Origin of the sequence: Actinokineospora sp. NBRC 105648 (assembly GCF_030269645.1) — a bacterium.
Lineage (GTDB): Bacteria > Actinomycetota > Actinomycetes > Mycobacteriales > Pseudonocardiaceae > Actinokineospora.
Genome location: NZ_BSTR01000004.1, coordinates 189,334 through 214,609, shown reverse-complemented (window position 1 = coordinate 214,609; position 25,276 = coordinate 189,334). Strand labels below are relative to the sequence as shown.

At 71.9% G+C, this 25,276-nt stretch carries 27 protein-coding genes; 16 read left to right on the top strand and 11 right to left on the bottom strand.

Annotation, left to right across the window (positions count from 1 at the left end; genetic code table 11):
- Nucleotides 1–95: 95 nt before the first annotated feature.
- Nucleotides 96–1,382, bottom strand: coding sequence for an adenylosuccinate synthase (locus tag QSK30_RS05945; RefSeq protein WP_285500196.1), 1,287 nt, complete (start codon nt 1,380–1,382; stop codon nt 96–98).
- 101 nt (nt 1,383–1,483) lie between these two features.
- Between QSK30_RS05945 and QSK30_RS05940 the strand changes: the two genes are divergently transcribed.
- The 4 genes from QSK30_RS05940 (at nt 1,484) to QSK30_RS05925 (ending at nt 4,226) form a co-directional block, all read left to right on the top strand.
- Nucleotides 1,484–2,164 carry a hypothetical protein gene (locus QSK30_RS05940; protein ID WP_285500195.1) on the top strand — a complete coding sequence of 227 codons (681 nt, stop codon included), beginning with the start codon at nt 1,484–1,486 and terminating at the stop codon, nt 2,162–2,164.
- 235 nt (nt 2,165–2,399) lie between these two features.
- Entirely contained in the window at nt 2,400–3,218 is an 819-nt protein-coding gene (locus QSK30_RS05935) for an SH3 domain-containing protein (RefSeq protein ID WP_285500193.1), read from the top strand.
- A 105-nt stretch (nt 3,219–3,323) separates the two neighbouring features.
- Nucleotides 3,324–3,953, top strand: coding sequence for an HNH endonuclease family protein (locus tag QSK30_RS05930; RefSeq protein ID WP_285500192.1), 630 nt, complete (start codon nt 3,324–3,326; stop codon nt 3,951–3,953).
- 24 nt (nt 3,954–3,977) lie between these two features.
- Nucleotides 3,978–4,226 (top strand): hypothetical protein, encoded by a 249-nt coding sequence (locus QSK30_RS05925; protein WP_285500191.1) that lies wholly within the window; start codon nt 3,978–3,980, stop codon nt 4,224–4,226.
- A 95-nt stretch (nt 4,227–4,321) separates the two neighbouring features.
- Here QSK30_RS05925 and QSK30_RS05920 read toward each other — a convergent pair whose 3' ends face one another.
- A complete protein-coding gene (locus QSK30_RS05920) occupies nt 4,322–4,732 on the bottom strand; it encodes a DUF3151 domain-containing protein (RefSeq protein ID WP_285500189.1) in 411 nt (136 codons plus the stop codon).
- Nucleotides 4,733–4,871: 139 nt separating this feature from the next.
- Here QSK30_RS05920 and QSK30_RS05915 point away from each other — a divergent pair, with 139 nt between their 5' ends.
- Nucleotides 4,872–6,029: a hypothetical protein gene (locus QSK30_RS05915; RefSeq protein ID WP_285500188.1), complete on the top strand. Its 1,158-nt coding sequence runs from the start codon at nt 4,872–4,874 to the stop codon at nt 6,027–6,029.
- A 617-nt stretch (nt 6,030–6,646) separates the two neighbouring features.
- On the opposite strand, the gene fbaA is transcribed toward QSK30_RS05915, so the two are convergent.
- On the bottom strand, nt 6,647–7,681 hold the full coding sequence (gene fbaA / locus QSK30_RS05910; protein ID WP_285500187.1) for a class II fructose-bisphosphate aldolase: 1,035 nt from the start codon (nt 7,679–7,681) through the stop codon (nt 6,647–6,649).
- A gap of 84 nt (nt 7,682–7,765) precedes the next feature.
- Here fbaA and QSK30_RS05905 point away from each other — a divergent pair, with 84 nt between their 5' ends.
- Nucleotides 7,766–8,050 carry a DUF427 domain-containing protein gene (locus QSK30_RS05905; RefSeq protein ID WP_285500186.1) on the top strand — a complete coding sequence of 95 codons (285 nt, stop codon included), beginning with the start codon at nt 7,766–7,768 and terminating at the stop codon, nt 8,048–8,050.
- An 18-nt stretch (nt 8,051–8,068) separates the two neighbouring features.
- On the opposite strand, the gene QSK30_RS05900 is transcribed toward QSK30_RS05905, so the two are convergent.
- Nucleotides 8,069–8,905, bottom strand: a complete 837-nt coding sequence (locus QSK30_RS05900; RefSeq protein WP_285500185.1) for an LLM class F420-dependent oxidoreductase — start codon at nt 8,903–8,905, stop codon at nt 8,069–8,071.
- A gap of 56 nt (nt 8,906–8,961) precedes the next feature.
- Between QSK30_RS05900 and QSK30_RS05895 the strand changes: the two genes are divergently transcribed.
- From QSK30_RS05895 to QSK30_RS05885, 3 genes are all read left to right on the top strand, one after another.
- Complete coding sequence (locus tag QSK30_RS05895) at nt 8,962–9,900, top strand: aldo/keto reductase (protein ID WP_285500183.1); 939 nt, start codon at nt 8,962–8,964, stop codon at nt 9,898–9,900.
- A gap of 143 nt (nt 9,901–10,043) precedes the next feature.
- Nucleotides 10,044–10,979: a short-chain dehydrogenase/reductase gene (locus tag QSK30_RS05890; protein WP_285500181.1), complete on the top strand. Its 936-nt coding sequence runs from the start codon at nt 10,044–10,046 to the stop codon at nt 10,977–10,979.
- A gap of 29 nt (nt 10,980–11,008) precedes the next feature.
- Nucleotides 11,009–11,473 (top strand): pyridoxamine 5'-phosphate oxidase family protein, encoded by a 465-nt coding sequence (locus QSK30_RS05885; protein WP_285500179.1) that lies wholly within the window; start codon nt 11,009–11,011, stop codon nt 11,471–11,473.
- Nucleotides 11,474–11,970: 497 nt separating this feature from the next.
- On the opposite strand, the gene QSK30_RS05880 is transcribed toward QSK30_RS05885, so the two are convergent.
- Nucleotides 11,971–12,249 carry a YciI family protein gene (locus QSK30_RS05880; RefSeq protein ID WP_285500178.1) on the bottom strand — a complete coding sequence of 93 codons (279 nt, stop codon included), beginning with the start codon at nt 12,247–12,249 and terminating at the stop codon, nt 11,971–11,973.
- Between the two features lie 182 nt (nt 12,250–12,431).
- Here QSK30_RS05880 and QSK30_RS05875 point away from each other — a divergent pair, with 182 nt between their 5' ends.
- The 4 genes from QSK30_RS05875 to QSK30_RS05860 all read left to right on the top strand — a co-directional run bounded on the left by QSK30_RS05875 (nt 12,432) and on the right by QSK30_RS05860 (nt 15,151).
- Complete coding sequence (locus tag QSK30_RS05875) at nt 12,432–12,959, top strand: RNA polymerase sigma factor (RefSeq protein ID WP_285500418.1); 528 nt, start codon at nt 12,432–12,434, stop codon at nt 12,957–12,959.
- Between the two features lie 101 nt (nt 12,960–13,060).
- Entirely contained in the window at nt 13,061–14,200 is a 1,140-nt protein-coding gene (nagA, locus tag QSK30_RS05870) for an N-acetylglucosamine-6-phosphate deacetylase (RefSeq protein ID WP_285500176.1), read from the top strand.
- A 9-nt stretch (nt 14,201–14,209) separates the two neighbouring features.
- Nucleotides 14,210–14,422, top strand: coding sequence for a hypothetical protein (locus QSK30_RS05865; protein WP_285500175.1), 213 nt, complete (start codon nt 14,210–14,212; stop codon nt 14,420–14,422).
- A gap of 60 nt (nt 14,423–14,482) precedes the next feature.
- A complete protein-coding gene (locus QSK30_RS05860) occupies nt 14,483–15,151 on the top strand; it encodes a DedA family protein (RefSeq protein WP_285500174.1) in 669 nt (222 codons plus the stop codon).
- Between the two features lie 63 nt (nt 15,152–15,214).
- Here the strand turns inward: QSK30_RS05860 and QSK30_RS05855 are convergent, their stop codons facing one another.
- The 5 genes from QSK30_RS05855 to QSK30_RS05835 are packed head-to-tail and all read right to left on the bottom strand — an operon-like array spanning nt 15,215 to nt 19,814.
- Nucleotides 15,215–15,808, bottom strand: a complete 594-nt coding sequence (locus QSK30_RS05855; protein WP_285500173.1) for a hypothetical protein — start codon at nt 15,806–15,808, stop codon at nt 15,215–15,217.
- 12 nt (nt 15,809–15,820) lie between these two features.
- On the bottom strand, nt 15,821–17,515 hold the full coding sequence (locus QSK30_RS05850; protein ID WP_285500171.1) for an EndoU domain-containing protein: 1,695 nt from the start codon (nt 17,513–17,515) through the stop codon (nt 15,821–15,823).
- The gene (locus tag QSK30_RS05845; protein WP_285500170.1) at nt 17,512–17,820 is read right to left on the bottom strand and encodes a type VII secretion target; all 309 of its coding nucleotides are present in this window, start codon (nt 17,818–17,820) and stop codon (nt 17,512–17,514) included. Before QSK30_RS05845 ends, QSK30_RS05850 begins: the two co-directional genes overlap by 4 nt.
- Nucleotides 17,821–17,845: 25 nt before the next feature.
- Nucleotides 17,846–18,364 carry a YbaB/EbfC family nucleoid-associated protein gene (locus tag QSK30_RS05840; RefSeq protein ID WP_285500169.1) on the bottom strand — a complete coding sequence of 173 codons (519 nt, stop codon included), beginning with the start codon at nt 18,362–18,364 and terminating at the stop codon, nt 17,846–17,848.
- Between the two features lie 19 nt (nt 18,365–18,383).
- Nucleotides 18,384–19,814, bottom strand: coding sequence for an FAD-binding oxidoreductase (locus tag QSK30_RS05835; RefSeq protein ID WP_285500167.1), 1,431 nt, complete (start codon nt 19,812–19,814; stop codon nt 18,384–18,386).
- Between the two features lie 86 nt (nt 19,815–19,900).
- On the opposite strand from QSK30_RS05835, the gene QSK30_RS05830 reads away from it, so the two are divergent.
- The 3 genes from QSK30_RS05830 to QSK30_RS05820 all read left to right on the top strand — a co-directional run bounded on the left by QSK30_RS05830 (nt 19,901) and on the right by QSK30_RS05820 (nt 24,090).
- The gene (locus tag QSK30_RS05830; protein WP_285500165.1) at nt 19,901–20,854 is read left to right on the top strand and encodes an alpha/beta hydrolase; all 954 of its coding nucleotides are present in this window, start codon (nt 19,901–19,903) and stop codon (nt 20,852–20,854) included.
- Between the two features lie 96 nt (nt 20,855–20,950).
- Nucleotides 20,951–21,436, top strand: a complete 486-nt coding sequence (locus QSK30_RS05825) for a MarR family winged helix-turn-helix transcriptional regulator (RefSeq protein WP_285500164.1) — start codon at nt 20,951–20,953, stop codon at nt 21,434–21,436.
- Nucleotides 21,433–24,090 carry an MFS transporter gene (locus QSK30_RS05820; RefSeq protein ID WP_285500162.1) on the top strand — a complete coding sequence of 886 codons (2,658 nt, stop codon included), beginning with the start codon at nt 21,433–21,435 and terminating at the stop codon, nt 24,088–24,090. Before QSK30_RS05825 ends, QSK30_RS05820 begins: the two co-directional genes overlap by 4 nt.
- Here the strand turns inward: QSK30_RS05820 and QSK30_RS05815 are convergent.
- Nucleotides 24,072–25,253: a DUF6297 family protein gene (locus QSK30_RS05815; protein WP_285500161.1), complete on the bottom strand. Its 1,182-nt coding sequence runs from the start codon at nt 25,251–25,253 to the stop codon at nt 24,072–24,074. The genes QSK30_RS05820 and QSK30_RS05815 overlap by 19 nt on opposite strands.
- Nucleotides 25,254–25,276 lie beyond the last annotated feature (23 nt).

Here is a 25,276-nt window from a genome sequence, read left to right as displayed (position 1 = left end):
AAGGCCCCGGACTTCTTTTCAGCGGTGCAAGAAAATACCCCCGGGACAACGGTCCCGGGGGTACTCCTACTCGGTCGCTCAAACCTGCGCGGTGATCAGGCCATCTGGTGGCGCACGATCGTCTGGTCGCGGCCGGGCCCGACGCCCACGGCCGACACCCGGGCACCCGCCAGCTCCTCGACCCGCTCGACGTAGGCGCGCGCGTTGGCGGGCAGCTCGTCGAACGAGCGGCACTTGCTGATGTCCTCCCACCAGCCGGGCATCTCCTCGTAGACCGGGACCGCGTGGTGCACGTCGGTCTGGGTCATCGGCATGTCGTCCACCCGCTGCCCGTCGACCTCGTAGGCCACGCAGATCGGCACCGTGTCCAGCCCGGAGAGCACGTCGAGCTTGGTGAGGAAGTAGTCGGTGATGCCGTTGACCCGGCTGGCGTAGCGGGCGATCACCGCGTCGAACCAGCCGGTGCGGCGCAGCCGCTTGGTGGTCACGCCGATCTCGCCGCCGACCTTGCGCAGCCGCTCGCCCATCTCGTCGTCGAGCTCGGTGGGGAACGGGCCGGAGCCGACCCGGGTGGTGTAGGCCTTGAGGATGCCGATCACCGTGGTGATCCGGGTGGGCCCGATGCCCGAGCCCGCGCTGGCGCCGCCGGAGGTCGGGTTGGACGAGGTGACGAACGGGTAGGTGCCGTGGTCGACGTCGAGCAGGGTGCCCTGCGAGCCCTCCAGCAGCACCGTCTCGCCGCGCTCGAGCGCCTGGTTGAGCAGCAGCCGGGTGTCGGCGATGCGGTGGCCGAACCGCTCCGCGGAGGCGAGCACCTCCTCGACGATCTGCTCGGGGTCGAGCGCCTTGCGGTTGTAGATCTTGACCAGCATCTGGTTCTTGACGTCGAGCGCGGCCTCGACCTTCTGCCGCAGGATCTTCTCGTCGAGCAGGTCCTGGACCCGGACGCCGACCCGGGCGACCTTGTCCTGGTAGGCCGGGCCGATGCCGCGGCCGGTGGTGCCGATCTTGGCCTTGCCCAGGTAGCGCTCGGTGACCTTATCGATCGCCACGTGGTAGGGCATGATCAGGTGCGCGTCGGCGGAGATGAGCAGGCGGGAGGTGTCCACGCCGCGGCCCTCCAGGCCCGCGAGCTCGCGCAGCAGCACGGTCGGGTCGACCACGACCCCGTTGCCGATCACGTTGGTCACCCCGGGGGTCAGGATGCCGGACGGGATGAGGTGCAGCGCGAAGTCCTGACCGTCGGGGAGCACCACGGTGTGACCCGCGTTGTTCCCGCCCTGGTACCGAACGACCCACTGGACCCGCTCGCCGAGCAGGTCGGTCGCCTTGCCCTTGCCCTCGTCGCCCCACTGGGCGCCGATCAGCACGATTGCCGGCATGTGAAACTCCAGGTGTTGGCAGTGTGGAGAAACCCTTGGACACCCGTACCCGTGCTGCCTCGGGCGAATGCCGGTGACTGAGACTAGACCAGGAGACTGCAGTGAGCGCACTCGTGCTGGCCTGCGGAAACGCGGCCGCCACCGGCCGCCCGGCAACGCTCACCGAGCGTGACGACGTGGACTGGTGGGAGGTGGCCGCGACGCCCGGGCGATCGGAGCTGGACCCGCTGCTCAAGGCCACCGACGGCCGCCGGGTCGTGGTGCACGGCACCGACGCCGACCTGGCCGCGGTGGTGCTGCGGGTGCTGCGCACCGACCGGCTCGCGGTCACCCCGATCGGGTACCTGCCGCTAGACCCGCGCGGCTCGGCGATCCCCGCGCTGTGGGGTCTGCCACGCGACCCGGAGCGGCTGGCGCGGGTCGCCCTGGACGGCGAGATCGACCAGTACCCGCTGATCCGCGACGACGCGGGCGGGGTGCTGCTGGGGCTCGGCGTGATCGACCAGCCGCAGGGGGTGGCCTACTGCGACGACGCGACGGCCCTGCGCGGCCGGGCGAAGCGGATCGAGGTGACCCCGGACCCCGACGGCGGCCCCGGCCTGGTCGCCCGGGTGGTGCGCGGCGGGCTGCTGGGCAAGCGGGTCACACCGTTCACCGGTCGGGCCTTCCAGATCGGCTGCGTGCGGACCCGGCTCGAGCACGACGGCGTGGTCACCGACGTGGCGAAGTGGACCTGGTACCGGCACACCGAGGACCTGCGGGTGGCGCGCGGGCTCGTGTGACGCCCCGGCGTGCCCCTGGCGTGACACCTGGTGTGACGATGTGTGGGCCGGCGTGTCACCTGGTGGCAGTCGAGTGTGATGGGCCGCGTGACAGCGGCGTGACTGGCTGTGCACTGTCGTTGATCACCCGCGCAGCGGCCCTGCCGCCGGTGCGCGGGGCCGCGGGCTACTGGACTCCGTGAACCGACAACGGAGGTGGCTCGTGCGCGCGTGGGCAGTGGGAGCAGCGGTAGCGGTGACCGCGGGGCTGGTAGCGGCGTCGCCGGTGGAGGCGGCAACGGCGGACACCGTCTCGTCGGACCGGGCGACGGTGCGGGAGTACCCCGGCAGGTTGGTGCTGGCGAACGCGGTCAGGGGCGACCGGGCCGAGGTCACCGCGTACTGCGGCGGCTGGGTGCGGATCCGGGTCAGCGCCGGGCACGCGATGGCGACCCCGGTCGGCTGGGTGCTGCGCGGCAACCTGACCAGGGCGAGCCAGGCGGGTGGGCTCGACGGCGTGCCGGAGCGGTGCGGCACCGACGGCGACCGCTGGCGGGACTGGGTCGGGGCGATCAACGCGCCGTTCCACTCACTGCGCGAGGTCACTGTGGACGGCTCGACCGGGTGGCGGCGGATCACCTTCGGCACCGGGGTGTCCTTGGCGGCGGGCGCCGAGTGCACCCCCTCGCTCAACTACACCCGGCGGGATGAATCGGCGGATGTGGTCGACCCGGGTCAGCGGGTGACCGACCTCGACCTGGGCCAGGTGTCCTACCGGTACGTCACCAAGGACGGCGCCGTCGCCCTGGTGAGCGCGCCGCACCCGGGCGGCTCGTACGGGGTCTGGGCCTTCGTCCCGGCCTCCTGCCTGCGGGCAAAGGGCAGGCCGACGGTGTACTTCGACGAGCCGGTGGTCCAGCTGCGCGACATCTCCGGCCTGGCCACCGGGGTCGGCTACCCGGACTCGGCGATCCGGGGTCGTGGCTGCTCAGCGGCCGTGCGCAGCCCCTCGCTCCCGGCCTACGGCTACTGGCCGGACCCGGAGCAGGCGCACCGACCCGATTGCCCTGTGTGATCTAGGTCTTTTACCGCCCGTCGTCAGAGTGTCACCCACAGGTGTCATCAACTCCACCTCAACCGGCCACGGTGATGGGCGCCCCTGCTGCACACCGGAGGAAACATGTCGATGAAGACACGGGCGCTCGGCGCCTTACTCCTGTCCATCGCCGCCACCATCGGGCTGACCACCACCGCGAGCGCGACCCCGCCGGGCATCCCCAGCGCGGCCACCGCCCGCTCCGAGCTCGCCGCCCTGACCGTGCGCGCGGACGGCTCGATGACCGGCTACTCCCGCGACAAGTTCCCGCACTGGATCACCATCTCCGGTGCCTGCGACACCCGCGAGACCGTGCTCAAGCGCGACGGCAGCGGCGTGGTCACCAACTCCTCGTGCGCGGCGACCTCGGGCAGCTGGTTCAGCCCGTACGACGGCGCGACCTGGTCGGCGGCCTCCGACGTGGACATCGACCACGTGGTGCCGCTGGCGGCCGCCTGGCGCTCGGGCGCCTCGTCCTGGAGCACCGCGCAGCGCCAGGCGTTCGCCAACGACCTGAGCCGCCCGCAGCTGATCGCGGTGACCGACAACGTCAACCAGTCCAAGGGCGACCAGGCCCCCAACACCTGGAAGCCGCCGCTGACCTCGTACTGGTGCACCTACGCCAAGATGTGGACGCACGTGAAGTACGGCTACGGGCTCAGCGTGAACTCGGCGGAGAAGTCCGCGCTGCAGTCCATGCTCGACCGCTGCTGACGTCCGGGAACCCCAGGGAGAGCCATGTCCGAGTACTCCTCACCGCTGAACGCGGGCCCCGGCGTGATGACCGAGGAGGCGGGCGTGGTCACCGGTGACCTGGAGCTGCGCAGCACGCTCGGGCCGGACGGCGTGCTCACGGCCAAGGTCCGCTACGCGGGCGCCGACGAGTGGTACCGGCTGCGCGGCGGGCTGACCAAGCTCACCGACCCGGCCGACCACGGGCCGGTGCACGCGCTGCTGGTCGGCGTGCTCAACCGCCCCGCGGGCTGACAAAAAGCGGCCGCCGTGCCCGACATCGCGTCGGGCACGGCGGCACGGGTCTGGCTGCCGTACTGGTCTGGCGGCAGTGCGGGTCTGGCGGCGGCTCAGAGCAGGCCGAGCGCGGCCGGGGCCGCCGGGTCGGAGTCGGCCAGGAAGGTCGAGCAGCGCTCGTACTCCTCGGTGTCGTCGATGGCCTTGGCAGCACCGGCCAGGGCTGCCAGCGCGCGCAGGAAGCCCTGGTTGGGCCGGTGCGACCACGGGACCGGGCCGAAGCCCTTCCAGCCGGAGCGGCGCAGCTGGTCGAGGCCGCGGTGGTAGCCGGTGCGGGCGTAGGCGTAGGCGGCGACGGGCTCGCCCGCGGCGAGCGCGCGCTCGGCCAGCGCGGCCCACGCCTCGCTGAAGTCGGGCCAGGTCGAGGCGACCTGGACGGGGTCGGTGCCTGCCTCCAGCGCGGCCTGCGGCTCGGCGCGGTCGGGGAGCAGGGTCGGCTCGGGGCCGAGCAGGTTTCCGGTCATGGCGCCATCCTGCCGTACCGCCTCGGCGTGGACGCCGGGTGACCGCGCGACTACCGACCCGTAGGGGTAAGTCCCGATTTCACCCCGAAGAGCCCGACCACCCTTCCTGTTCTCAGCCGCGCACGGTCATGATTGCCCGGTGAATCAGGGCGTGCAGACCGAGGTCAGGGGTCCGGTTGGGCAGTTCAAGGCGTTCTTCCGGCTGCACTGGACCCGCGGCGCGGCCGGGCGGGAGACGCCGGACTGGGTGTGGCACTTCGCCTACCGGACCTGGCTACTCGCCCTGCTGTTCAAGCTGCTCGGGTCCTCTTGGGACGAGTCGTGGCACTTCAAGTTCCTGCGTGACGACCTGGCGCCGCCGCACCTGATCAACAGCGTCGGCACCGGGATCGCGGTGGTGCTGGTGGCGATCCACAGCTTCACCGGGATGGCCGCCACCCGCCGCTCGCAGCGGCTGGTGCAGTACGGCCTCGGTGTGTTCCTGGTCGCCGCGCCGCTGGACGTGATCAACCACCGGGTCAACGGGCTGGACCTGACCGCGTGGAGCCCGTCGCACGCGCTGCTCTACCTGGGCACCGCGCTGATGATCGCCGGGCTGATCGACGGCTGGGTGGCCGCCGGGCCGCGCGGGCGGGCTTGGGCGTGGGTGCTCGGCGGGCTGTGGGTGTTCTTCCTGGAGAACACGCTCTTCCCCAACGGCCAGCAGGAGTACGGCACGCTGGAGATGGCCTCCTGCACGCCGAACGGGGTGCTCAACCCGGACACCTGCTACGCCGAGCGGGAGCTGCTGGAGTTCGCCGCCAACCAGATCCACCGCCCGGTCGACTACACCGCGATCGAGCACTTCGCGATGCCGATCCCGGACTGGGTGTACCCGATGTGGGGCATCGGGGTCGCCGCGCTGATCCTCGCCGCAGCCGGTAAGACGATCAACCACCGGTGGGCCGCGACCGCGGTGGCGGGCGCCTACGTCGCCTACCGAGCGGTGATCTGGCCGCTGCTGGTGGCGGCCGACTTCCCGCCCTCGACGGTGCCGTTCTACCTGCTCTTCGTCGGCCTCGCGGTCGACCTGGTCCGCAGGCTGCACCTGGCCAACCTGGTGGAGGCGGTGACCGGCGCCGCCGCGATCACGGTCCTGGGCCACGGCGCGCTCTACGCGCAGGAGATCGTCCTGGACGCCCCGCCGGTCGCCTGGTGGTCGGCGCCGATCACCTTCGTGCTGGTGGCCGCGCTGTGGGCCGCGGGCAGACCGACCGCGCTCTGGCTCAACCGGAAACCGGTAGTGGCAGCCGCCTAGGGCCTGTCCTGCGGATCCTCGCCTCGGGTGGAGGACGATGCGGGCGTGGACGATCTCGGCGCGGTGGTGGGCGGCTCGTTTGGTGGAACCTGGTGGTCAAGTCGCGGAACGGCGTGAGACGGATGAAGCAGCGCTCGGCCGCATTGCGGAGTTCGTAGAGATCGGGCTCGGCCGGTGGCCTGCCACCGGCCGAGCCCGTGCCCTTGCGTCAGTCGATCCGGTCGACGCGTTCGGGAACGGTGGCCTTGGTCCGCCACTGCCTTGACGCGGTGCGGGTCAGTCCTCCACAGGAGCCTCCAAGGTCCTAACCGTCGACGCGAGGGCTTCGACCCAGTCCGCGCAGCCCCGTTCTCCGGACACCGACCACGCGCTGGTGCACCCGCACACTCATGGAGCCGACACCGACCACGAACGCGACGCTGCCCTCCAACGCCCCGAGCAAGTCGTCTCTGACGATCACCCGCGCCACGACCTGCGCGCGGTCCACTCGCACAGCCGCTCCCACACCAGGAGGATCCGAAGGGCACGCCCTAGGCGACAAGGCCCAGGGACAACAGGCCCAGGACGACAAGAAGGCCCTCCCCGCGCGCGGGGAGGGCCTTCTGCGTGCAAGAGCGTCAGCCGGCGATCATGCGCCCGGCGGACTTGAGGTGTTCGCACGCCTGGGTGATGCGCGCGGCCATGGCCTGTTCAGCCGCCTTGAGGTAGCTGCGCGGGTCGTAGGCCTTCTTGTTGCCCACCTCGCCGTCGACCTTGAGCACACCGTCGTAGTTGGTGAACATGTGCGTCGCGATCGGCCGGGTGAACGCGTACTGGGTGTCGGTGTCGATGTTCATCTTGATCACGCCGTAGGACACCGCCTCCTGGATCTCCTCCAGCAGCGAGCCGGAGCCGCCGTGGAAGACCAGGTCGAACGGCTTGGCGTCGGCACCGAGGCCGAGCTTCTCGGCCACGACCTCCTGGCCCTGCTTGAGGATCTCCGGGCGCAGCTTGACGTTGCCCGGCTTGTAGACCCCGTGCACGTTGCCGAAGGTCGCGGCCAGCAGGTAGCGCCCCTTCTCGCCGACACCGAGCGCGTCGACGGTCTTGAGGTAGTCCTCGGCGGAGGTGTAGAGCTTGTCGTTGATCTCGTTGGCGACGCCGTCCTCCTCGCCGCCGACCACGCCGACCTCGATCTCCAGCACGATCCGCGCCGCCGCCGCCTTGGCCAGCAGCTCGGTGGCGATCTGCAGGTTCTCCGCCAGCGGCACCGCCGAGCCGTCCCACATGTGCGACTGGAACAGCGGGTGCTGCCCGTTGTCGACCCGCTGCTGGCTGATCGCGATCAGCGGCCGGACGAACCCGTCGAGCTTGTCCTTGGGGCAGTGGTCGGTGTGCAGCGCGACGTTGACCGGGTACTTCTGGGCGACGACGTGCGCGAACTCGGCCAGCCCGACCGCGCCGGTGACCATGTCCTTGACCTTGGTGCCGGAGGCGAACTCCGCGCCGCCCGTCGAGACCTGGATGATCCCGTCGCTCTCGGCCTCGGCGAAGCCGCGCAGCGCGGCGTTCAGTGTCTCCGACGAGGTCACGTTGATGGCGGGGTAAGCGAACTCGTTCGCCTTGGCCCGGTCCAGCATCTCCGCGTAGACCTCGGGTGTGGCGATGGGCATCGGTGCTCCTCCTCGGGGTGGCCTGCGCCGTTCTGGCGCATCCTACGAGCAGCGGGCCGCCGCGGTGTTGGGCAGACTGGATCCATGGCCACCGCGAGCTGGAACGGCGAGACCATCGCCGAGAGCGACGACACCGTGATCGTCGAAGGAAACCACTACTTCCCCATCGAGTCGGTGCACCAGCACCTCCTGCGCCCCTCCGAGACCACCTCGGTGTGCCCCTGGAAGGGCACCGCCAACTACTACACCCTGCACGTCAACGGCGAGGAGAACGTCGACGCCGTCTGGTACTACGCCGACCCCAAGGCCGAGGCGGCGAACATCAAGGGCCACGTGGCGTTCTGGAAGGGCGTCGACATCAACGCCTGATCCCTGTCCGTTTGAGCCCTAGTCGTTGAGTTCTGCCAGGCGGCGGTAGGCCGCCGGGTCCAGGGTGCCGTCGGCGGTGACCACCTGCAGCGCGACGTGGTCGGCGCCCGCGGCGAGGTGCTCGGCCACCCTGGCCCGGACGGCCTCCTCGTCGCCCCAGACGACCAGCGCGTCGACCAGCCGGTCGCTGCCCTTGACGTCGTCCTCGCTGAACCCGAGCCTGCGCCAGGTGTTCACGTAGTTGGGCAGGCCCAGGTAGAGGCTCAGGGCGTCGCGGGCCAGTTCGCGGGCCCGCGTCGGGTCGGTCTCCAGCACCACGTGCTGCTCGGGGGCGAGCAGGGGACCGGCACCGAGGATCTCGCGCGCCTGTGCGGTGTGCTCAGGTGTCACCAGGTAGGGCAGCGCGCCGCGGGTGCGCTCGCCCGCCAGTCGGACGGTCTTGGGGCCCAGCGCGGCGAGCGCGACGGACTCGGCGGGCACCGCGAGCTGGTCGAGGTACTCGCCGAGCTTGCTGTAGGGACGCACGTAGGTCTTGCCGGTCAGCGGCTCGACCATCTCCTTGTGGCCGGAGCCGAGCCCGAGGACGAACCGCCCGGGCGCCCGGGTGGTGATCCGGTCGAAGGCGGTGGCGATCGGGGCCGGGTCGTCCGACCAGATGTTGACGATGCTGGTGCCGACCACGAGCGTGCTGGTGGCGTCGAGCAGGGTGTCGACGATCCCGAGGTCGCCGCCGGGCGAGCCGCCCAGCCAGAGCGCGCCGTAGCCCAGCTCCTCCAGCTCGGCGGCGAGTTCGGCGCGGTCGGGCCAGAGGTGGCTCATGCTCCAGATCCCGACCCGACCGAGTTCCACTGTCATCGTTTCCTCCGTGTTGTTCGTAATAGTGCGAACGGTATCGCGGTAGGTTTCGTGCCATGACGACCATCGGCAGCACCGACCTCGAGGTGTACCCGCTCAACCTGGGCGGCAACGTGTTCGGCTGGACCGCGGACCGGGACGCCTCGTTCGCCGTCCTGGACGCCTACGCCGCCGCGGGCGGCAACTTCCTGGACACCGCCGACTCCTACTCGCACTGGGCCCCGGGCAACCAGGGCGGCGAGTCCGAGTCGATCATCGGCGACTGGCTGTCGGCCCGCGGTAAGCGCGACGACTTCGTGGTGGCCACCAAGGTGGGCACCCTCCCCGGCTTCGCGGCGCTGGACGCGGCCACCGTCAAGTCCGCCGCGGAGAACTCCCTCAAGCGGCTCGGCACCGACCGCATCGACCTGTACTACGCCCACTTCGACGACCTGGACACCCCGGTCGAGGAGACCGTGGCGGCACTGGACGCCCTGGTCCGGGAGGGCAAGGTGCGGTACGTGGCCGCGTCGAACCTCTCCGCCGAGCGGATCTCGGCGTCCCTGGCCTTCGCCGACCGCGAGGGACTGGCCCGGTACGCGGCACTGCAGCCGCACTACAGCCTGGTGGAGCGGTCCGGCTACGAGACCGAATACGCCGGGTTGGCCGCGCGCGAAGGGCTCGGCGTGCTGCCGTACTGGTCGCTGGCGAAGGGCTTCCTGACCGGCAAGTACCGCGACGGCGGGGCCGCGGTGGACAGCCCGCGCGCCGGTGCGGCCTCGGCGTACCTGGACGACCGCGGACGGCGGGTGCTGTCCACTTTGGACACCGTGGCGGCCGCGCACGGGGTGCCCGTGGCATCGGTCGCGCTGGCGTGGCTGCGCGCGCAGCCCAACGTGGTGGCGCCGATCGCGAGCGCGCGGACCGTGGAGCAGTTGGCCGACCTGCTGACCTCGGCCGAGTTGGAGCTGGGTGCCGAAGAGGTCGCCGCGCTGACCGCGGCGTCGGAGAGCTGAGGGCGGGTCGCCGGGACGAGCCCGCCTGTCGTCCCGGCGCCGACCGAGTGCCGAATCGGACCCGAGGTAACTGTTACTCGCGGTAGCTTACTCGGGGTAAGTTGGGGTACGGTCCAGGGACCGACCCGCTGATGGAGGCACCGATGGGCGTGACGAACCTGCTGGCCCGCGAGCAGAGCGTCAAGGGCAAGGTCATCCTGATCACCGGCGCGGCCCGCGGCTTCGGCGCGGGGCTGGCGAAGCGGTTCGCCGCGCGCGGGGCCAAGGTCGCGCTGGTCGGGTTGGAGCCCGCGGAGATGGCGGCGGTGGCCGCCGAGTGCGGGCCGGACGCGGCGGTGTTCGAGGCCGACGTGACCGACTGGGACGCCCTGGAGTCGGCCACCGCGGCGGTGGTGGAGCGGTTCGGCGGGATCGACATCGTGATCGCCAACGCCGGTATCGCCGCCGCCGGGTTCATCCGGTCGATCGACCCGGCCGCGTTCGAGCGCACCATCGAGGTCGACCTGCTCGGCGTGTGGCGCACCGTCCGGGTCACGCTGCCGCACGTCATCGAGCGGCGCGGCTACGTCCTGGTGGTCTCCTCGCTGGCCGCGATCACGCACGCCCCCGCGATGGCCGCCTACGCCGCGGCGAAGGCGGGCGTCGAGGCGTTCACCAACAGCCTGCGCGCCGAGGTCCGCCACCTGGGCGTCCGGGTCGGCGTCGCGCACCCGTCCTGGATCGCCACCGACCTGGTCAACGGGGCCGACGAGCACCCGGTGTTCGGCCCGCTGCGCGCGGCCATGCCCGGCCCGATCGGCAAGACCCACCCGGTGCCGCTGGCGCTCGACGCGCTGGAGAAGGGCGTGCTGCGCCGCGACCGCACCGTGCACGTGCCCGGCTGGGTCGGGCTGCTCAAGCTGGTCCGCGCGTTCATCCCGCCGGTGATCGAGATCGGCGGGCGGCTGCGCGGGAACATGATCGCCAAGGCGGACCGCGCGGCCCTGGCCGACATCGCCGAACGCGGCGCCGAGGCGTCCTCCCGCCCGGTGGGCGCGGGCGGCGCGGCGGCCGTGCGCAAGGAGGGCGCTGCGCTATAACTCGGCGCAGCCAACCGAGGGGAGCACGCGTGTCGCGTCGGGACCAGATCAAGATGACGCCCGCGGAGGTCCGGGACTTCCTGGCCGTCGAACGCGTCGCCGCCGTCGCCAGCATCGGCCCCGATGGCAGGCCGCACCTGGCCCCGCTCTGGTACGTCCCCGAGGCCGACGGCTTCGCCACCTGGACCTACGGCGCGTCGCAGAAGGTCGCCAACCTCCGCCGACTGCCCCAGGCAACGGCGCTGATCGAGGCGGGCACGTCCTACGAGGAACTGCGCGGCGTGTCCCTGGAGTGCGACGTGGAGATCGTCGAGGACACCGAACGGATCACCGCGATCGGCGCGGCCATCACCGAGCGGTACACGGAGAGCCCGGAGGTGGCCGCGTCGGCGTCGCAGTTCCTGCGGGCCCAGGCGGTGAAGCGCGTCGGCCTCGTGTTCACCCCGACCAAGGTGGTCTCCTGGGACCACCGCAAACTCGGCGGGACGTACTGATTTCCACGAGGTCGACACCGTGCGGGTGCCACGGCAACTCCCCGCCGACCTCGCGCAATTCCACGACCGACGACACGCACTGGACTCGCGTTGCGCTGGTGCGAACTGGAATACGCCAACCTCATCGCCGCCGCCGCACAGGCCCGTGGCGCACTGGCGTGACAGCTCCCGGTCACCTTCCTCGGGCTCTTCCTCAACCGCACGCCGCTGGGCGACTGGGTACCCACCCACACCACCGGGATCACGCGGCGCACGAGCAAGCTCGGCGAGGTGAACGCGGCGATGGGGCAGCTGGACGAGGCGATCGGGTACGCCGAGGCCGCGCTGGCGCTCCCGTTGGTCGCACACCAGCACAGCAGGGGCCGGGCGCACCGGTGAGGCGCGCGCGAACTGGCGGATGGCTGTGGAGCTCTACGCGGCGATGGTCGATCCGCGCGCGCACGAGATCCGCGTACTGCTCACCGGCGGCGCCGGTTGACGGACGGGGGTGCCCGGGGTCAGTCGGCCCAGGGGCCCAGGACGATGGTCCACTCGCGGATCGTGCGCTCGGCGACGACGCCCTCCAGTTGGTAGGGGTCCTCGGCCAGGATCTTGTCGAGTTCGGCGCGGTCGGCGGCCTTGACGACGAAGAAGCCGCCCTCGCCGTCGGCCCAGGGGCCGCCCGCGAGGACTCGACCGGACTCGACGAAGCCGTTCAGATACGCACGGTGAGTGGGGCGGACCTCCTGCATGCGGTCGAGGTCGGCGTAGCGGGTGTCCACGGTGAACCAGGTCATGGCGACATGATCGCAGGCCGTTCCGCCCGACGGGCGGTGTGCTCACCCCTTCCGACCGGTAGGGTTTGCCCGTGGCAGGGGATGGCGTGCAACCAGGTAATTACCCTCCGGCGCGGGGAGACCTCGGCGGGGAGCAGCCCGGCGCGGGCGGGGAGAGCAGCGTCGAGAAGACGCTCACCCACCTGCGCGCGATCGACCTCAAGAGCGCGCCGCCGCCGCAGCCGGAGGCGCCGCTGACCCTCGAGGACCTCTACCGCACCCACCGGATGCGGTTGATCCGGTTGGCGCTGCTGCTGGTCGACGAGCCCGCCACCGCCGAGGACGTGGTGCAGGAGGCGTTCACCGGGCTGCACCGCAACTGGGGTGGGCTGCGCGATTCGGCGGCCGCCGTCGGCTACCTGCGCACCGCGGTGGTCAACGGTTCGCGCAGTGTGCTGCGCAGGCGCAAGACCGCGCGCGAGTACACACCGCCGCACGCGGTCAACGCGCGGTCCGCGGAGAGCCTGGCGATGCTGACCGCCGAGCACCAGCACGTGGTGCGCGCGCTCTCCCAGCTGCCGCCTCGCCAGCGCGAGGTCCTGGTGCTGCGCTACTACGGCAACCTCACCGAGGCGGAGATCGCCGAGGCCGCCGGTATCTCGAAGGGCACCGTCAAATCGACCGCCAGCCGGGCCCTGGAGGCGCTCCAGAAGATCATGAACACGCCGTAGGCGTACTCCTACTGGGCGAAGTTGGTTTAGACCATTGCGGTATAGACCAATAGACTGCCACTGTGCACTGTCGCGTGCACGGACGCTCGGAGGACCATCAAATGGCAGGACGGCTCATCGCAGGGGGCAAGCTCGTCACCGCGGACGGCGTGGTGGACGAGGGCTGGCTGCTAGTCGAGGACGGCTACATCTCCGCACTGGGCACCGGTGAGCACCCGCGCGCCGACGACACGGTGGACGCGAAGGGCTGTTGGGTCGTCCCGGGCTTCGTCGACATCCACTGCCACGGCGGCGGCGGCGAGCCGTTCATGAGCACCGACCCGGCCCGGGCCAGGGTCGCGGTCGACACGCACGCCCGGCACGGCACCACGACCCTGCTGGCCAGCCTGGTCTCCCGGCCGATCCCGGAGCTGGTCAACCAGATCAGCGCCCTGCACGAGCTGGTCGAGGACGGTCTGCTCGCGGGCGTGCACCTGGAGGGCCCGTTCCTGTCCGCGGCCCGCTGCGGCGCGCACGACCCGGCGATCCTGCAGGCCCCCGACCAGGACTCGGTCGCCACCCTGCTGCGCGCGGGCCGCGGCGCGGTCCGGATGGTCACCCTGGCGCCCGAGCTGGAGGGCTCGGTGCGCGCGGTGCGCCAACTGGTCGACAGCGGCGCCATCGCGGCCGTCGGGCACACCGACGCCACCGAGGCCCAGGTCATGCCCGCGGTCGACGCGGGCGCCACGGTGGCCACCCACCTGTTCAACGGCATGCGCCCGCTGCACCACCGCGAGCCGGGCCCGATCGGCGCCCTGCTCGACGACGAGCGGGTCACCGTCGAGCTCATCTGCGACCTGGTGCACCTCAACCCCACGATCGTGCGGCTGGCCGCCCGGCACGCGGGCCTCGGCCGCACCGTGCTGGTCACCGACGCCATCGCCGCGGCGGGCGTGGGCGACGGCAGCTACGACATCGGCGGCCTGGAGGTCGTCGTCCGCGACGGCGTGCCGACCCTGGCCGGCGGCACCTCGCTGGCGGGCAGCACGCTGACCATGGACGTGGCCTTCCGCAACCTGGTGCAGGGCTGCGGGCTCACCGTCCCGGAGGCGGTCGCGGCCACCTCGACCCGGCCCGCGGCCCTGCTCGGCCTCAGCGAGGCCACCGGCAAGCTGGCCAAGGGCCTGACCGCCGACCTGGTCCTGCTGGACTCAGCCCTGCACGTCAGCGCGGTCATGCGCCGAGGCGCCTGGGTGGGTTAGTTTCGCGGCATGACCGAGGAGGCCGACCCGGAACGCCTGCTCACGGACGCGCTCCGTGCGCAGGCGGCCCGGACCCCGATGCCCGTCGCCGCGCCGGAGGTTCCGGACGCGACAGTCCACAGTGCGCGCGAGGCGCCGCCGCGGGCGTGGTGGGTGCTCGGGCTGGCCCTGCTGCTCGGGCTGGCCGCGGGCGCGCTGGTCGGTTTCCTCACCCTGCTCTGAACGGCGCAACCCGCACCGCCGCACAGGAACGGCACAGCGCTGCCCTGTACCTTGTTCCAGGTGAGCGCCGACCTCCCCGTGAACCTGGCCCTGCTGCCCTCCTGGCTGGATCCCGAGGTCATCCTCACCAGCCTGGGCAACTGGACGCTGCCGATCGTGGCCCTGATCATCTTCGCCGAGTGCGGGCTGCTGCTCGGCTTCTTCCTGCCGGGCGACTCGCTGCTGTTCACCGCGGGCCTGCTGGTGGCCAGGGACACCATCACCACGCCGCTCTGGCTGATCTGCGTGCTGCTGACGGTGTGCGCCTTCGCGGGCAACGTGGTCGGCTACTACATCGGCGCCAAGGCCGGGCCCACGCTGTTCAACAAGCCGGACTCCAAGCTGTTCAAGCAGGAGCACGTGGTCAAGACGCACGCGTTCTTCGAGAAGTACGGCCCGCGGGCGATCGTGCTGGCCCGGTTCGTGCCGGTGGTGCGCACCTTCATCACCGCCATCGCCGGGGTGGCCGCGATGGACAAGCGGAAGTTCTTCACCTACTCCGCCCTCGGCGCCGTGCTCTGGGCGACCGGCCTGACCATCCTGGGCTTCTTCCTCGGCCAGATCGACTTCATCCACGACAACCTCGAGGCGATGCTGGTCCTGATCGTGCTGATCTCGGTCATCCCGATCGTCATCGAGCTGGTGAAGGCCCGCCGCGAGCGCAAGCGCGGCGTCGAGCACACGCTCTGACCCCGAACAGCCCGAAGGGGGCGGTCGCCGGATGTCCGGCGACCGCCCCCTTCGACGTTGGCTCTAAGCGGACCAGATCTGGTGGGCGGCGGTGACGGCGGCGGCCTGGTACGGGGGCAGCAGCCTGCCCTCGACCACCACCTCCACCGGCCACTTCTCCTGCCGGTGCACCCACAGCTGCGAGCTGATCGCGCTGTAGGCGCGCAGCTCGTCCACATCGGGCGCCACCTGCACGAGGTAGACCCAGGTGGCCGGGTTGGCCGCCTCGGGCAGCGGTTCCCGCCAGGCGCGGCGGACCCGGCGACCGCCCACCAGGGCGGACTCGGCGATCACGACCTGGTCGGCGCCGCCCGCGTCCGGCGCGTCGGCCGGGGCGGTCGGGGTGAAGCGGTAGGCGGGCGGGGGCACCGCGGCGGTCACCTGGACCGCGGCCAGTTCCGGGTCCTGCGGGTCCTCGAGCAGGGTGCGGATCATCTCGGCCTCGTCCGCGGTGACGGCGACGCCCTCGTACTGCAGGTTCAGCAGCAGCGAGGACAGCGCGAGCTCGTCCTCGCCCGCGAAGATCTGCGACTGCACGACGCTGACGACGTCATCGGAGAGCCTGCCCGCTAGCCGTCGGCAGACCTCGGTGGCGGTGGCGTACTGCTTGGTGTCCATCGTCTCGATCCGTCACTTCTTGTTGTACGGGCCATGGTCGTGCCGGGTGACGTTGCCCTGGTCGTCCAGGACGATCTCGATGTCCCGGCCGCCCTTGTTGCCGCGCCAGGTCCACGAGCCGTCGCCGCCGACAGTCGGGTCCGGATTACTGTAGTGAGGGGTCACCGCCTGCGGGATCCCCTGGGGCGCCGGGTTGGGCGCGGGCGGGTTGGTGATCACGCCCGGGTCGGTCGACCTGGGCGGGTACGCGGTGCGGATCTCGCCGTTCTCCAGCACCGTCGTCTTGACCGTCACCCCGTTGACCTGGCCCTCGTAGTCGTAGGCCCAGGCCTTGTTGCCCTTGCCGTCGTTGGTCAGGTACGGGCCCTTCGACGGCGGCCCCTGCTGGGTGACCTGATGCGCGGCGTCGACGATGTCGTCGTCGGTCCAGCTCTTCGGGAACTCGGTCTTGCCCGGCTTGCCGGTGCCCGCCCGGTGGCCGCCCTGGTTCCCGCCCTCGCCGTCGAGGATGTGCTGCCGGGACTGGTCGGTGTGCTTGATGTGCTTGGGGTCCGGCGGGTTGTTCGGCCTGGGGCCGGGCCCGTTCGGCGGGTGGTTGTTCGGCGGCGTGCCGCCACCGCCCTGACCCGTGCCACCGCCGCCGGTCTGGGTGGGCGGCGTACCGCTACCCGCGCCGGACGGCGAGGTCGACCCGGACGGTGTGTTCGGGGTACCGCCGCCGGGGGTGTGCGGCGTCGGGGTGCCGCCCGAGGGGTTGGTGGTGGGACTCGGCGTGTTCGGCGTCGGGGTCGGGGTGGCGCCCGAGGGCGAGGTGCTCCCGGGCGGCGGTGTGCTGCCACTGGGCGTGTTCGGCGTCGCGGTGCCGTTCGGCGTGGCCGACGGGGCTCCGCTGGGCGAGGTGGAGCCCGCGCCGGGGGACCCGGGCGAGCGGACCGGGTTCGGGGTGTCCACCTTGGACCCGCGCTTGGCCAGCTTGCGGATCACGTCGCCGAGCACCCGGATGATCTCCGGCAGCTTGGCCGCGATCTTGCGCAGCGAGCTCATCAGCTTGCCCAGCACCCGGGTGACCTTGCCGGTGGCCCTGGTGATCGCCGCGACGCCCTGCTCGATCACCAGCGGGGTGGCCAGGCCGAAGCTGGCCAGCTCCTCGATGATCAGCTCGACCAGGTAGGAGACCAGGATCGCGATGATCTCGCGGACCAGCTCGCGCACCATGCCGACCAGCTCGCCGACGATCTGGGTGATGGTGCCGATGGTGTTGGCGAGGGTGCCCGCGCCGCGCATCGCGTCGGTCTGCTCGGCCGCGGTGGCCCGGTAGGCGTCGGCGGCGGCGCCGGTCCAGCTGGTCAGGTCGGCGGTGACCGCGCGGCTGAAGTCGTCGGCGGCCTTGGTGACCGCGGTGCCCACGTTGTTCCAGGTCTGGGCGTAGGAGGCGATCACCGACGGGTCGCCCGCGAGCTTGTCCAGCGCCTCCTTGAGCGGCCTGCAGTGCTCGATGACCCAGGAGACGCCGTAGCCGACCAGCGTGCCGACCGGGTCCATGGCCATGCCCAGCGCCTCGAGCCCGAAGCCCGCGGCGTTGATGCCCGCGTCGATCCAGTCCTTGGAGTTGACCGCGTCGTAGAGGCCGACGGCGGCCTCGGCGATGCCGATGCCGGTGACCGCGGTGGTCTGGTCCTCGGGCGCGGCGATGAGCGGGTTGGTCACCGGACACCCCGGTCGAACGCGTCGGCGGTGTCGGACTCCATGGTGCGGTAGTTCTCCGCGTTGCCCCGGATCCCCGCGGCGTTGTCGGTCATCGCGGTGACCGACTCGGTGATCGCGTCGATGCCGTACTGCTCCACCGGGTCGAGCAGCGGCGGGAAGAACTGGCAGATGACCCCGTAGGCCCCGGTGGGCAGGGCCACCGCGGTGGCCGCGCTGAGCGCGGTGTTGAGCTGGTCGGCCACGCCGTCGACGTGGCTGGCGTGGGCGTCCAGCTCGGTCGCGGTGAGCCCGTATCCGTCCGGCATCGGGTCCCCCTCTCGATCAGTACGGCTAGCGCAGGACGCCGCCGCCGAAGTCCTCGTCGTCATCAGCCGGGCGGGCGGCCGGGCGCGGCCTGCGCGGGGGCGCGGGCGCGGGGTCCTGGGGCCCGAAGCGGTACTGCGTGTCCTCCGGCTCGCTGACCGGCTCCGGGAAGCGGGTGCGGTACTGCTCGACCATGCGGTCCACCGCCGGGTCGGCGTCGCCGAGGGTGGCGCGCATGGCGTCGCCGACCCTGGTCGCCAGCCGGGCCTGGGCGCGCTTGATGGTGGCCAGGACCCGCCCGCCGACCTGCTCGGGCTTGAGCTTGGCCAGCGCCGGGGTGGTGGCGATGTCGACGACCTGCCCGGTGTGGTCGACGGTCACGGTGACCGCGCCGTCCGGGGAGGACTCGGTGACCTGGACGGTCTCGGTGGCCAGCCGCATGTCCCGGTACCGGGCGGCGGTGGCCTCCATCGACCGGTTCCAGGCCGCGAGCTCGCGTTCGACGTCCTCGGCACTGCCACCGGTGAGTTCCACGTGGTCGGTCACCGCACCCCTCCAAACATGATCAGCCCTGGTCGGACGGCGCGGGCGACCCGTCGGTTCCCCGCCGCTCGAGCTCGAACATCGAACCGGGGTTGAACAGACCGGCCGGGTCGAGCGCGGCCTTGACGGCTCGGTGGGTGCGCAGCCCGACCGGGCCGATCTCGCGGGCCAGCCACTCGCGCTTGATCTTGCCGACGCCGTGCTCGCCGGTGACCGTGCCACCGAGCCCCAGTCCGAGGGCCAGGATCTCGTCGAAGGCGCGCTGGGCCCGGGCGAGCTCGTCGGCCGAGGTCGGGTCGTACACAATCGTGGGGTGCATGTTGCCGTCGCCCGCGTGGCCGACGACGGCGATCCGCAGGCCGACCGCGGCGCTGACCCGCTCGCAGCCCTCGATCAGCTCGGCGATGCGGGTGCGGGGGACGCAGACGTCGTCGGTCAACCAGGCGCCGTAGACCTCCAGGGCGTTGAGCACGGCCCGGCGGGCGGTGAGCAGGAGTTGGCCCTCGGCGGGGTCGAACGTGGTGTGCGCCAGCTCGGCGCCGGAGTCCAGGCAAACCTGCTCGATGGCCGCGAGCTCGCGGCGGGCGGCCTCGCCGCCGGAGTCGGACTGGCAGATCAGCAGCGCCGCGCAGCCCTTGCCCGCGCCCAGCTCGGTCCGCAGGTGCGCCTCGACGGCCTCGATCGAGGTGGCGTCCATGATCTCCATCAGCGACGGCACGATCCCCTCGCGCACGACCCGGCTCACCGCGGCGCCCGCGGCCCCGGTGGAGCCGAACGCGGCGACCACCGTGCCGGGCGCCTGCGGGAGCGGGCGCAGCGCGAGGGTGGCCTGGGTGATCACGCCGAGGGTGCCCTCGCTGCCGACGAACAGCTTGGTCAGGTCGTAGCCCGCGACACCCTTGACGGTGCGCCTGCCGGTCGTGAGCAGCTCGCCGTCGGCCAGCACGACGTGCAGCCCCAGCACGGAGTCGGTGGTGACGCCATACTTCACGCAGCACAGGCCACCGGCGTTGGTGGACAGGTTGCCGCCGATCGTGCACCAGTCGTAGCTGGAGGGGTCCGGTGGGTAGAACAGCCCGTGCTTCTCGACGGCGCCGCGCAGGTCGAGGTTGACCACGCCCGGCTCCACGACGGCGAGCCGGTTGTCCGGGTCGATCTCCAGGATCGCGTTCATCCGGGTGGTGACCAGCACGACGCAGCCGTCGAGGGCGTTGGCCGCGCCGGACAGGCCGCTGCCCGCGCCGCGCGGCACGATCGGCACACCGTGCGCCGCGCACGCGCGGACGACCTCTTGGACCTGCTCGACCGCGCGCGGCAGCACGACGGCCAGCGGCGCGCCGAACGGCGCGAGCGGCATCATGTCGCGCTGGTAGCCGGCGGCGACGTCCGGATCGGTGATCACCCCGTCCGCGCCCAGGGCGGAGCGGAGCCTGGTCAGCAGGGGTGTGCTCACCGGCCAACCGTAGGCGATCGGCCGGGTGCTGACCTACAGTTGGTGTGGTGGGTGTCACTGCTGACGCCCGCGATCGGGGGTGTGCCATGAGCGAGCTGCCAGGACCGAGCGTGCAGGCCAGGGCACTCGCCCGGTACATGCTCACCTGCGTGCGCCCGCTGGCCGACCGGCTGCGGTTGCGGGGTGCCCAGCTGCGGGTCGTGCGGGACGCCTTCGACGCGGTCGGGTTCACCCGGCTGCCCCGCGGCACCCGGATCCGCGCGGTGTCCGAGCCGCACGGCTACGGCGACGTCACGGGTCTGTGGATCACCGGGCGGGACGCCGACGAGCACGCGGGCGCTGTCCTGTACCTGCACGGCGGCGGCTTCGTCTTCGGCTCGCTGCGCACTCACCGCCACTTGGCCGCGGCGCTGTCGCAGGCGTGTGGCTTACCCGTGCTCCTCTTGGACTACCGGCGCGCTCCCGAGCACCCCTTCCCCGCTGCGGCCGACGACGCGCTCGCGGCGTACCGGTGGCTCTTGGACCAGGGCTACGCCGCCGACCGGGTCGTGGTCGCGGGCGACTCGGCCGGGGGCCACCTCACCGCCGGGCTGCTGGCCGACCTGACCCGTCAGCGGATGGTGATGCCCGGCGCGGCGGTGCTGTTCTCGCCGTTCCTCGACCTCACCTGCGCCCAGCTCGACGAGCGCGACGCGCGCCACCGCGATCCGTACATCCCGCCCGCGCGGGCCCGGGAGGTCGCCGCGCTCTACGCGGGCGAGTATGGCGTTGACCACCCCCGGCTGGCGGTGCTCAAGGGCTCGAAGCGGCGCTGGCCGCCGATGCTCATCCAGGTGGGTGACACCGAGTGCCTGCGGGGTGACGCCGAGCGGCTGGCGTCGGCCATGACGATGGCGGGCGCCCACTGCGAGCTGCAGGTTTGGCCGGGCCAGGTGCACGTGTTCCCGGCGTTCTACCCGGTGCTGCCGGAGGGGCGGCTGGCCATCGGCCAGGCCGGGGAGTTCCTGCGCGGCGCGCTCGCCGAGGAGCTGGCCGCCTAGGCCGCCGCGGGCGCGCGCGTCTGGCTTGCGATCACCCGGGCCGAGGAACATGCTTGGGTAACGCAACCAGTTGGCAGGCACAACCAAGGAGACGTCATGTCGGACACCCTCCCCGACGCGCCGTGCCCCGCCGAGCTGCGCACCGCCGATGAACTCGGCCTGCAGCTCGTGCGGTTCCTGCGGTTGAGCCACCACGCCAAGCAGCACTTCACCGGGGGGACCCGGGACGCGGTCGAGCGGTCGGACTACGCGCTGCTCGCCGCGCTGGTGCACCTGGGCCCGTTGCGGGCCAACGCGCTCGCCGAGGCCATCCACGCCGACCCGTCCACGGTCAGCAGGCAGGTGAGCGCACTGGTGGCGCGCGGCTGGCTCGAGCGGCGCACCGACCCCGGTGACGGGCGGGCCTGCGTGCTCGCGCCGACCGAGGAGGGCGACCGGGTGTTCACCGCCAACCGCAGGCTGCGCACCCAGCGCGTCGCCGCGCTGCTCGCGCACTGGCCCGACGACGACCGCCGGACCCTGGTGCGCCTGCTCACCACGCTCAACGCCGACATCGAGAACCACCAAGGGGAACCCGCATGACCGCCGCCACCGCCGGGACCGACGCGGCCAAGCACGCCGCGCCGGAGCGTCCCGGCCTGACCCACCGGCAGATCCTGGTGATCATGTCCGGGCTGCTGCTCGGCATGTTCCTGGCCGCGCTCGACCAGACCATCGTCGGCACCTCGATCCGGACTATCGCCGACGACCTGCACGGGCTGAACCTGCAGGCCTGGGCCACCACCGCCTACCTGATCACCTCGACGGTCTCCACGCCGCTCTACGGCAAGCTGTCCGACATCTACGGCCGCAAGCCGTTCTTCATCACCGCGATCTCGATCTTCATCGTCGGCTCGCTGGCCTGCACGCTGGCCACCTCGATGTACGAGCTCGCCGCCTACCGGGCGTTCCAGGGCCTGGGCGCCGGTGGCCTGATGTCGCTGGCGCTGACGATCATCGCCGACATCGTGCCGCCCCGGGAGCGGGCCAAGTACCAGGGCTACTTCCTGGCCGTGTTCGGCACCTCCAGCGTGCTCGGCCCGGTCATCGGCGGCTTCTTCGCGGGCCAGGGCGAGATCCTGGGCATCACCGGCTGGCGCTGGGTGTTCCTGGTGAACGTGCCGATCGGCATCATCGCGCTGTTCGTGGTGACCAGGGTGCTCAACGTGCCGCACGAGCGGCGCGACCACCGGGTCGACTACTTCGGCGCGGTCTTCCTCTCGGTCGCGGTGGTACCGCTGCTGATCGTGGCCGAGCAGGGCCGGGAGTGGGGCTGGGACTCGACCAGGGCGGTGCTCTGCTACGGCATCGGGGTCATCGGCCTGATCGGGTTCCTGCTGGTCGAACGGGCGATGAAGGACGAGGCGCTGATCCCGCTGCGGCTGTTCAAGACCTCCACCTTCGCGCTGACGATCGTCGCGGGCACCATCCTCGGTGTCGGCATGTTCGGCGGGATCTCGATGGTGCCGCAGTACCTGCAGATCGTGCGCGGCTTCACCCCGACCGAGGCCGGGCTGATGATGGTGCCGATGATGCTCGGCATCATGATCGCCTCGATCACCTCGGGGCAGATCACCTCGCGCACCGGCCGCTACAAGATCTTCCCGATCATCGGCTCGGCGCTGCTGGTCGCCGGGCTGCTGCTGTTCCACACCGTCGAGGTCGCCACCCCGATCTGGCAGCCGATCGTGTTCATGACCGTGTTCGGCCTCGGGCTGGGCTTCTGCATGCAGACCCTGACCGTGGCGGCGCAGAACGCGGTGCCCTTCCGCGACGTCGGCGTGGCCACCGCCTCGACGACGTTCTTCCGCCAGCTCGGTGGCACGCTCGGTGTCGCGGTGTTCCTGTCGCTGCTGTTCAGCACGGTCGCCGACAACATCGCCTCGGCGTTCCGCACGGCGGCGGCGACCCCGCAGTTCCAGGCCGCGCTGGCCGACCCGGCGGTCCGCGCGAACCCGGTGAACAAGCCGGTGTTCGACGCGCTGCAGGGCGGCGGTGGCGGCGGGGTGCTGCAGGACTCGTCGTTCCTGCAGACGGTGGACCCGCGGCTGGCGCTGCCGTTCCAGCAGGGCTTCGTCGACTCCATCCAGCTGGTGTTCCTGGTGGGCGCCGCGGTGATGGTGCTGGCGTTCGTGGTGTCGCTGTTCATCAAGGAGATCCCGCTGCGGCTGACCACCGGGCCCGCGATCATGGAGGGCGGCGAGGCGCTGCTGCCGGACGCTGCCAAGGAGAACCCGGCCACGGTGACCTCCCCGGCGCACGCCGCCGAGCTCGACTCCGAGACTGAGAACGAGTCCGACTCCGAGACGGGGACTGCTGACCCCGCGCCGGAGCCCGAGCGCGCGCCGGAACCGGAGCCGGTCTCCGCCAACGGCTCGTTCAGCGGGAACGCCCTCGACGGGGAACCCGCCGGGCACAACGGTTTCTACCCGTCACCCGGGGTGCGCGGCCAGGTCCGCGGCCCGGACGGTTCGGGTGTCCCGGGTGCGGCGCTGACCCTGCTGGACGACGAGGGCAAGCAGGTGTGGCGCGGCGGCGCCGACACCTCGGGCGGCTACGCGCTCGACGCGCCGGTCCCCGGGTCGTACGTGCTGCTGGCCTCCGCGCCCGAGCACCAGCCGCGGGCCACCACCGTGACCGTCCGACCAGGACAGTCCACAGTGGACGTCGTGCTGACCGGCGTGACGGTGCTGCACGGGTTCGTGATGACCGCGGACGGGCACACCCCGGTCGGCTCGGCCCGGGTGACGCTCACCGACCCGCGTGGCGACGTGGTCGAGTCGCAGCCCAGCGCCTCCGACGGCAGCTACCGGTTCAGCGGTGTGCGGTGCGGCGAGTTCACCCTCGTGGTGAGCGCGCCCGCGTTCCGCCCCGCGGCCACACCGGTGCGGCTACCCGCTTCCGGGGAGCTGCGCCACGACGTAGAACTGGTCGGCGGCGCGTCGCTCGCGGGCGTGGCCCGCACGCACGGGGGAGTCGCGGTACCGGACGCGCGGATCACCGTGCTGGACGCCTCCGGCGGGATGGTCACCGTGACCACGACCGACCTGGAGGGCCGCTACGCCATCGACGACCTGGCCGAGGGCGAGTACACCGTGGTCGCCAGCGGCTACTCGCCGACTGCCGACCAGGTGCGCCTGGGCGGCGGCCAGGCGGGCACGCACGACGTGGTGCTCGGCTACGACGAGTGGAAGTAGGCGTTCAGGACCAGCAGCCCGAACAGCAGCAGGTCTGGCCCGCGCACCAACTGGCGGGCCAGACCCACTGGCACGTAGAGACCACCGGCGTCGACCGCGACCGCGGAGGCGTAGTCGATGTCCGGGCGGGTCGCGGTGCGCACCGCGGCCCACGCCGCCAGCAGCGCGGTGAGCGACTCGACCCGGGGTGCGACTGGGAGTCCGAAGAGGACAGTGAGCGCGACCCAGGCCAGTCCGACCGCGGTGAGCACGCCGGTGGTGGTGAGCTTGAGCGCGCGGGTGCTCGCGGGGACCCAGCGGCGCAGACCCGCCACCCGGACCACCTCGGAAAGCCCGCCCGCCAGCGGGACCAGGACCAGGTACCCGCCCACGCCGGTGAGCCACCCGGGGTCGACAACCGGGAAAAGCCGGTGCAGCAAGGGAACCACGAGCGCGATCAACAAGGCGGACGGCAACGCGCTACGTCGCGCGGCGACCCCGGCGAGGACGAGACGCGCCGTGCTGGTGAGCCTGAGCCGGACCGGGCGGGCGGCCGGGAGCAGGGCGAGGACGTCGCCGAAGGCGGCCGAGACCGAGCGCAGGACCTTGGCGTTCCACCCGCGCACCAGCTCGTCGCGCCGCGCCAGGAGCCCGCGCCCCGGGATGGCGGCAGCGGCCAGCACCCCGACCACCAACCACGCGGTCCACTGTGGAGCAATGCTGGCCGCGACGAGCAGGAACGGCGCGGCGAGCTCGGCCGGGTGCGCGGGCCGAGCCGCCCGTCGGTAGGCGAAAACGCCCGCGGCGAGGACGAGCGCTACCGAGAGCACCAGGTCGGGCCAGCCGAGGACCACCCCGCCCGCGGCGAACAAGTACCCCACCACGGCCGCGCGGACCGCCAGCGCACCAAGCAGCCGGCGGGTGATGGGTCGGTCTCGGTCGCCGGTGTCGTCCCAGGTCAGCCGGGCCGGATCGGCCCAGACGTGGGAGCGGCGCAGCACCGAGAACACGCTCACCGCCAGGGCGACGAGCAAGAGGGTCAGCGTGCCGTCGACGGGTAGCGGGTGGTCGCCGATGAACTTCGCGCGCACGTCGGCGGCCTTGTAGAACGGCAGCGCGAGCACCCCGCCGAGGACGAAGACCACGATCGGCCAGTCGGCCAACCAGCGTCCGAACGCCCTCACCGGCCGGGCTCCGCGGTCCGTCG

Excerpts from the sequence above, each read along its gene's own strand:
- QSK30_RS05930 (WP_285500192.1), top strand. The coding sequence starts at position 3,324 with ATGTCGATGAAGACACGGGCGCTCGGCGCCTTACTCCTGTCCATCGCC.
- QSK30_RS05845 (WP_285500170.1), bottom strand. The coding sequence starts at position 17,820 with ATGCCGGACGGATACGGGCTCACCGCGACCGAGCTGGACGCCCACGCC.
- QSK30_RS05905 (WP_285500186.1), top strand. The coding sequence starts at position 7,766 with ATGGCCACCGCGAGCTGGAACGGCGAGACCATCGCCGAGAGCGACGAC.
- QSK30_RS05895 (WP_285500183.1), top strand. The coding sequence starts at position 8,962 with ATGACGACCATCGGCAGCACCGACCTCGAGGTGTACCCGCTCAACCTG.
- QSK30_RS05820 (WP_285500162.1), top strand. The coding sequence starts at position 21,433 with ATGACCGCCGCCACCGCCGGGACCGACGCGGCCAAGCACGCCGCGCCG.
- QSK30_RS05945 (WP_285500196.1), bottom strand. The coding sequence starts at position 1,382 with ATGCCGGCAATCGTGCTGATCGGCGCCCAGTGGGGCGACGAGGGCAAG.
- QSK30_RS05865 (WP_285500175.1), top strand. The coding sequence starts at position 14,210 with ATGACCGAGGAGGCCGACCCGGAACGCCTGCTCACGGACGCGCTCCGT.
- QSK30_RS05920 (WP_285500189.1), bottom strand. The coding sequence starts at position 4,732 with ATGACCGGAAACCTGCTCGGCCCCGAGCCGACCCTGCTCCCCGACCGC.
- QSK30_RS05925 (WP_285500191.1), top strand. The coding sequence starts at position 3,978 with ATGTCCGAGTACTCCTCACCGCTGAACGCGGGCCCCGGCGTGATGACC.
- QSK30_RS05880 (WP_285500178.1), bottom strand. The coding sequence starts at position 12,249 with ATGACCTGGTTCACCGTGGACACCCGCTACGCCGACCTCGACCGCATG.
- QSK30_RS05855 (WP_285500173.1), bottom strand. The coding sequence starts at position 15,808 with ATGGACACCAAGCAGTACGCCACCGCCACCGAGGTCTGCCGACGGCTA.
- nagA (WP_285500176.1), top strand. The coding sequence starts at position 13,061 with ATGGCAGGACGGCTCATCGCAGGGGGCAAGCTCGTCACCGCGGACGGC.
- QSK30_RS05900 (WP_285500185.1), bottom strand. The coding sequence starts at position 8,905 with ATGACAGTGGAACTCGGTCGGGTCGGGATCTGGAGCATGAGCCACCTC.
- QSK30_RS05890 (WP_285500181.1), top strand. The coding sequence starts at position 10,044 with ATGGGCGTGACGAACCTGCTGGCCCGCGAGCAGAGCGTCAAGGGCAAG.
- QSK30_RS05825 (WP_285500164.1), top strand. The coding sequence starts at position 20,951 with ATGTCGGACACCCTCCCCGACGCGCCGTGCCCCGCCGAGCTGCGCACC.
- QSK30_RS05830 (WP_285500165.1), top strand. The coding sequence starts at position 19,901 with ATGAGCGAGCTGCCAGGACCGAGCGTGCAGGCCAGGGCACTCGCCCGG.
- fbaA (WP_285500187.1), bottom strand. The coding sequence starts at position 7,681 with ATGCCCATCGCCACACCCGAGGTCTACGCGGAGATGCTGGACCGGGCC.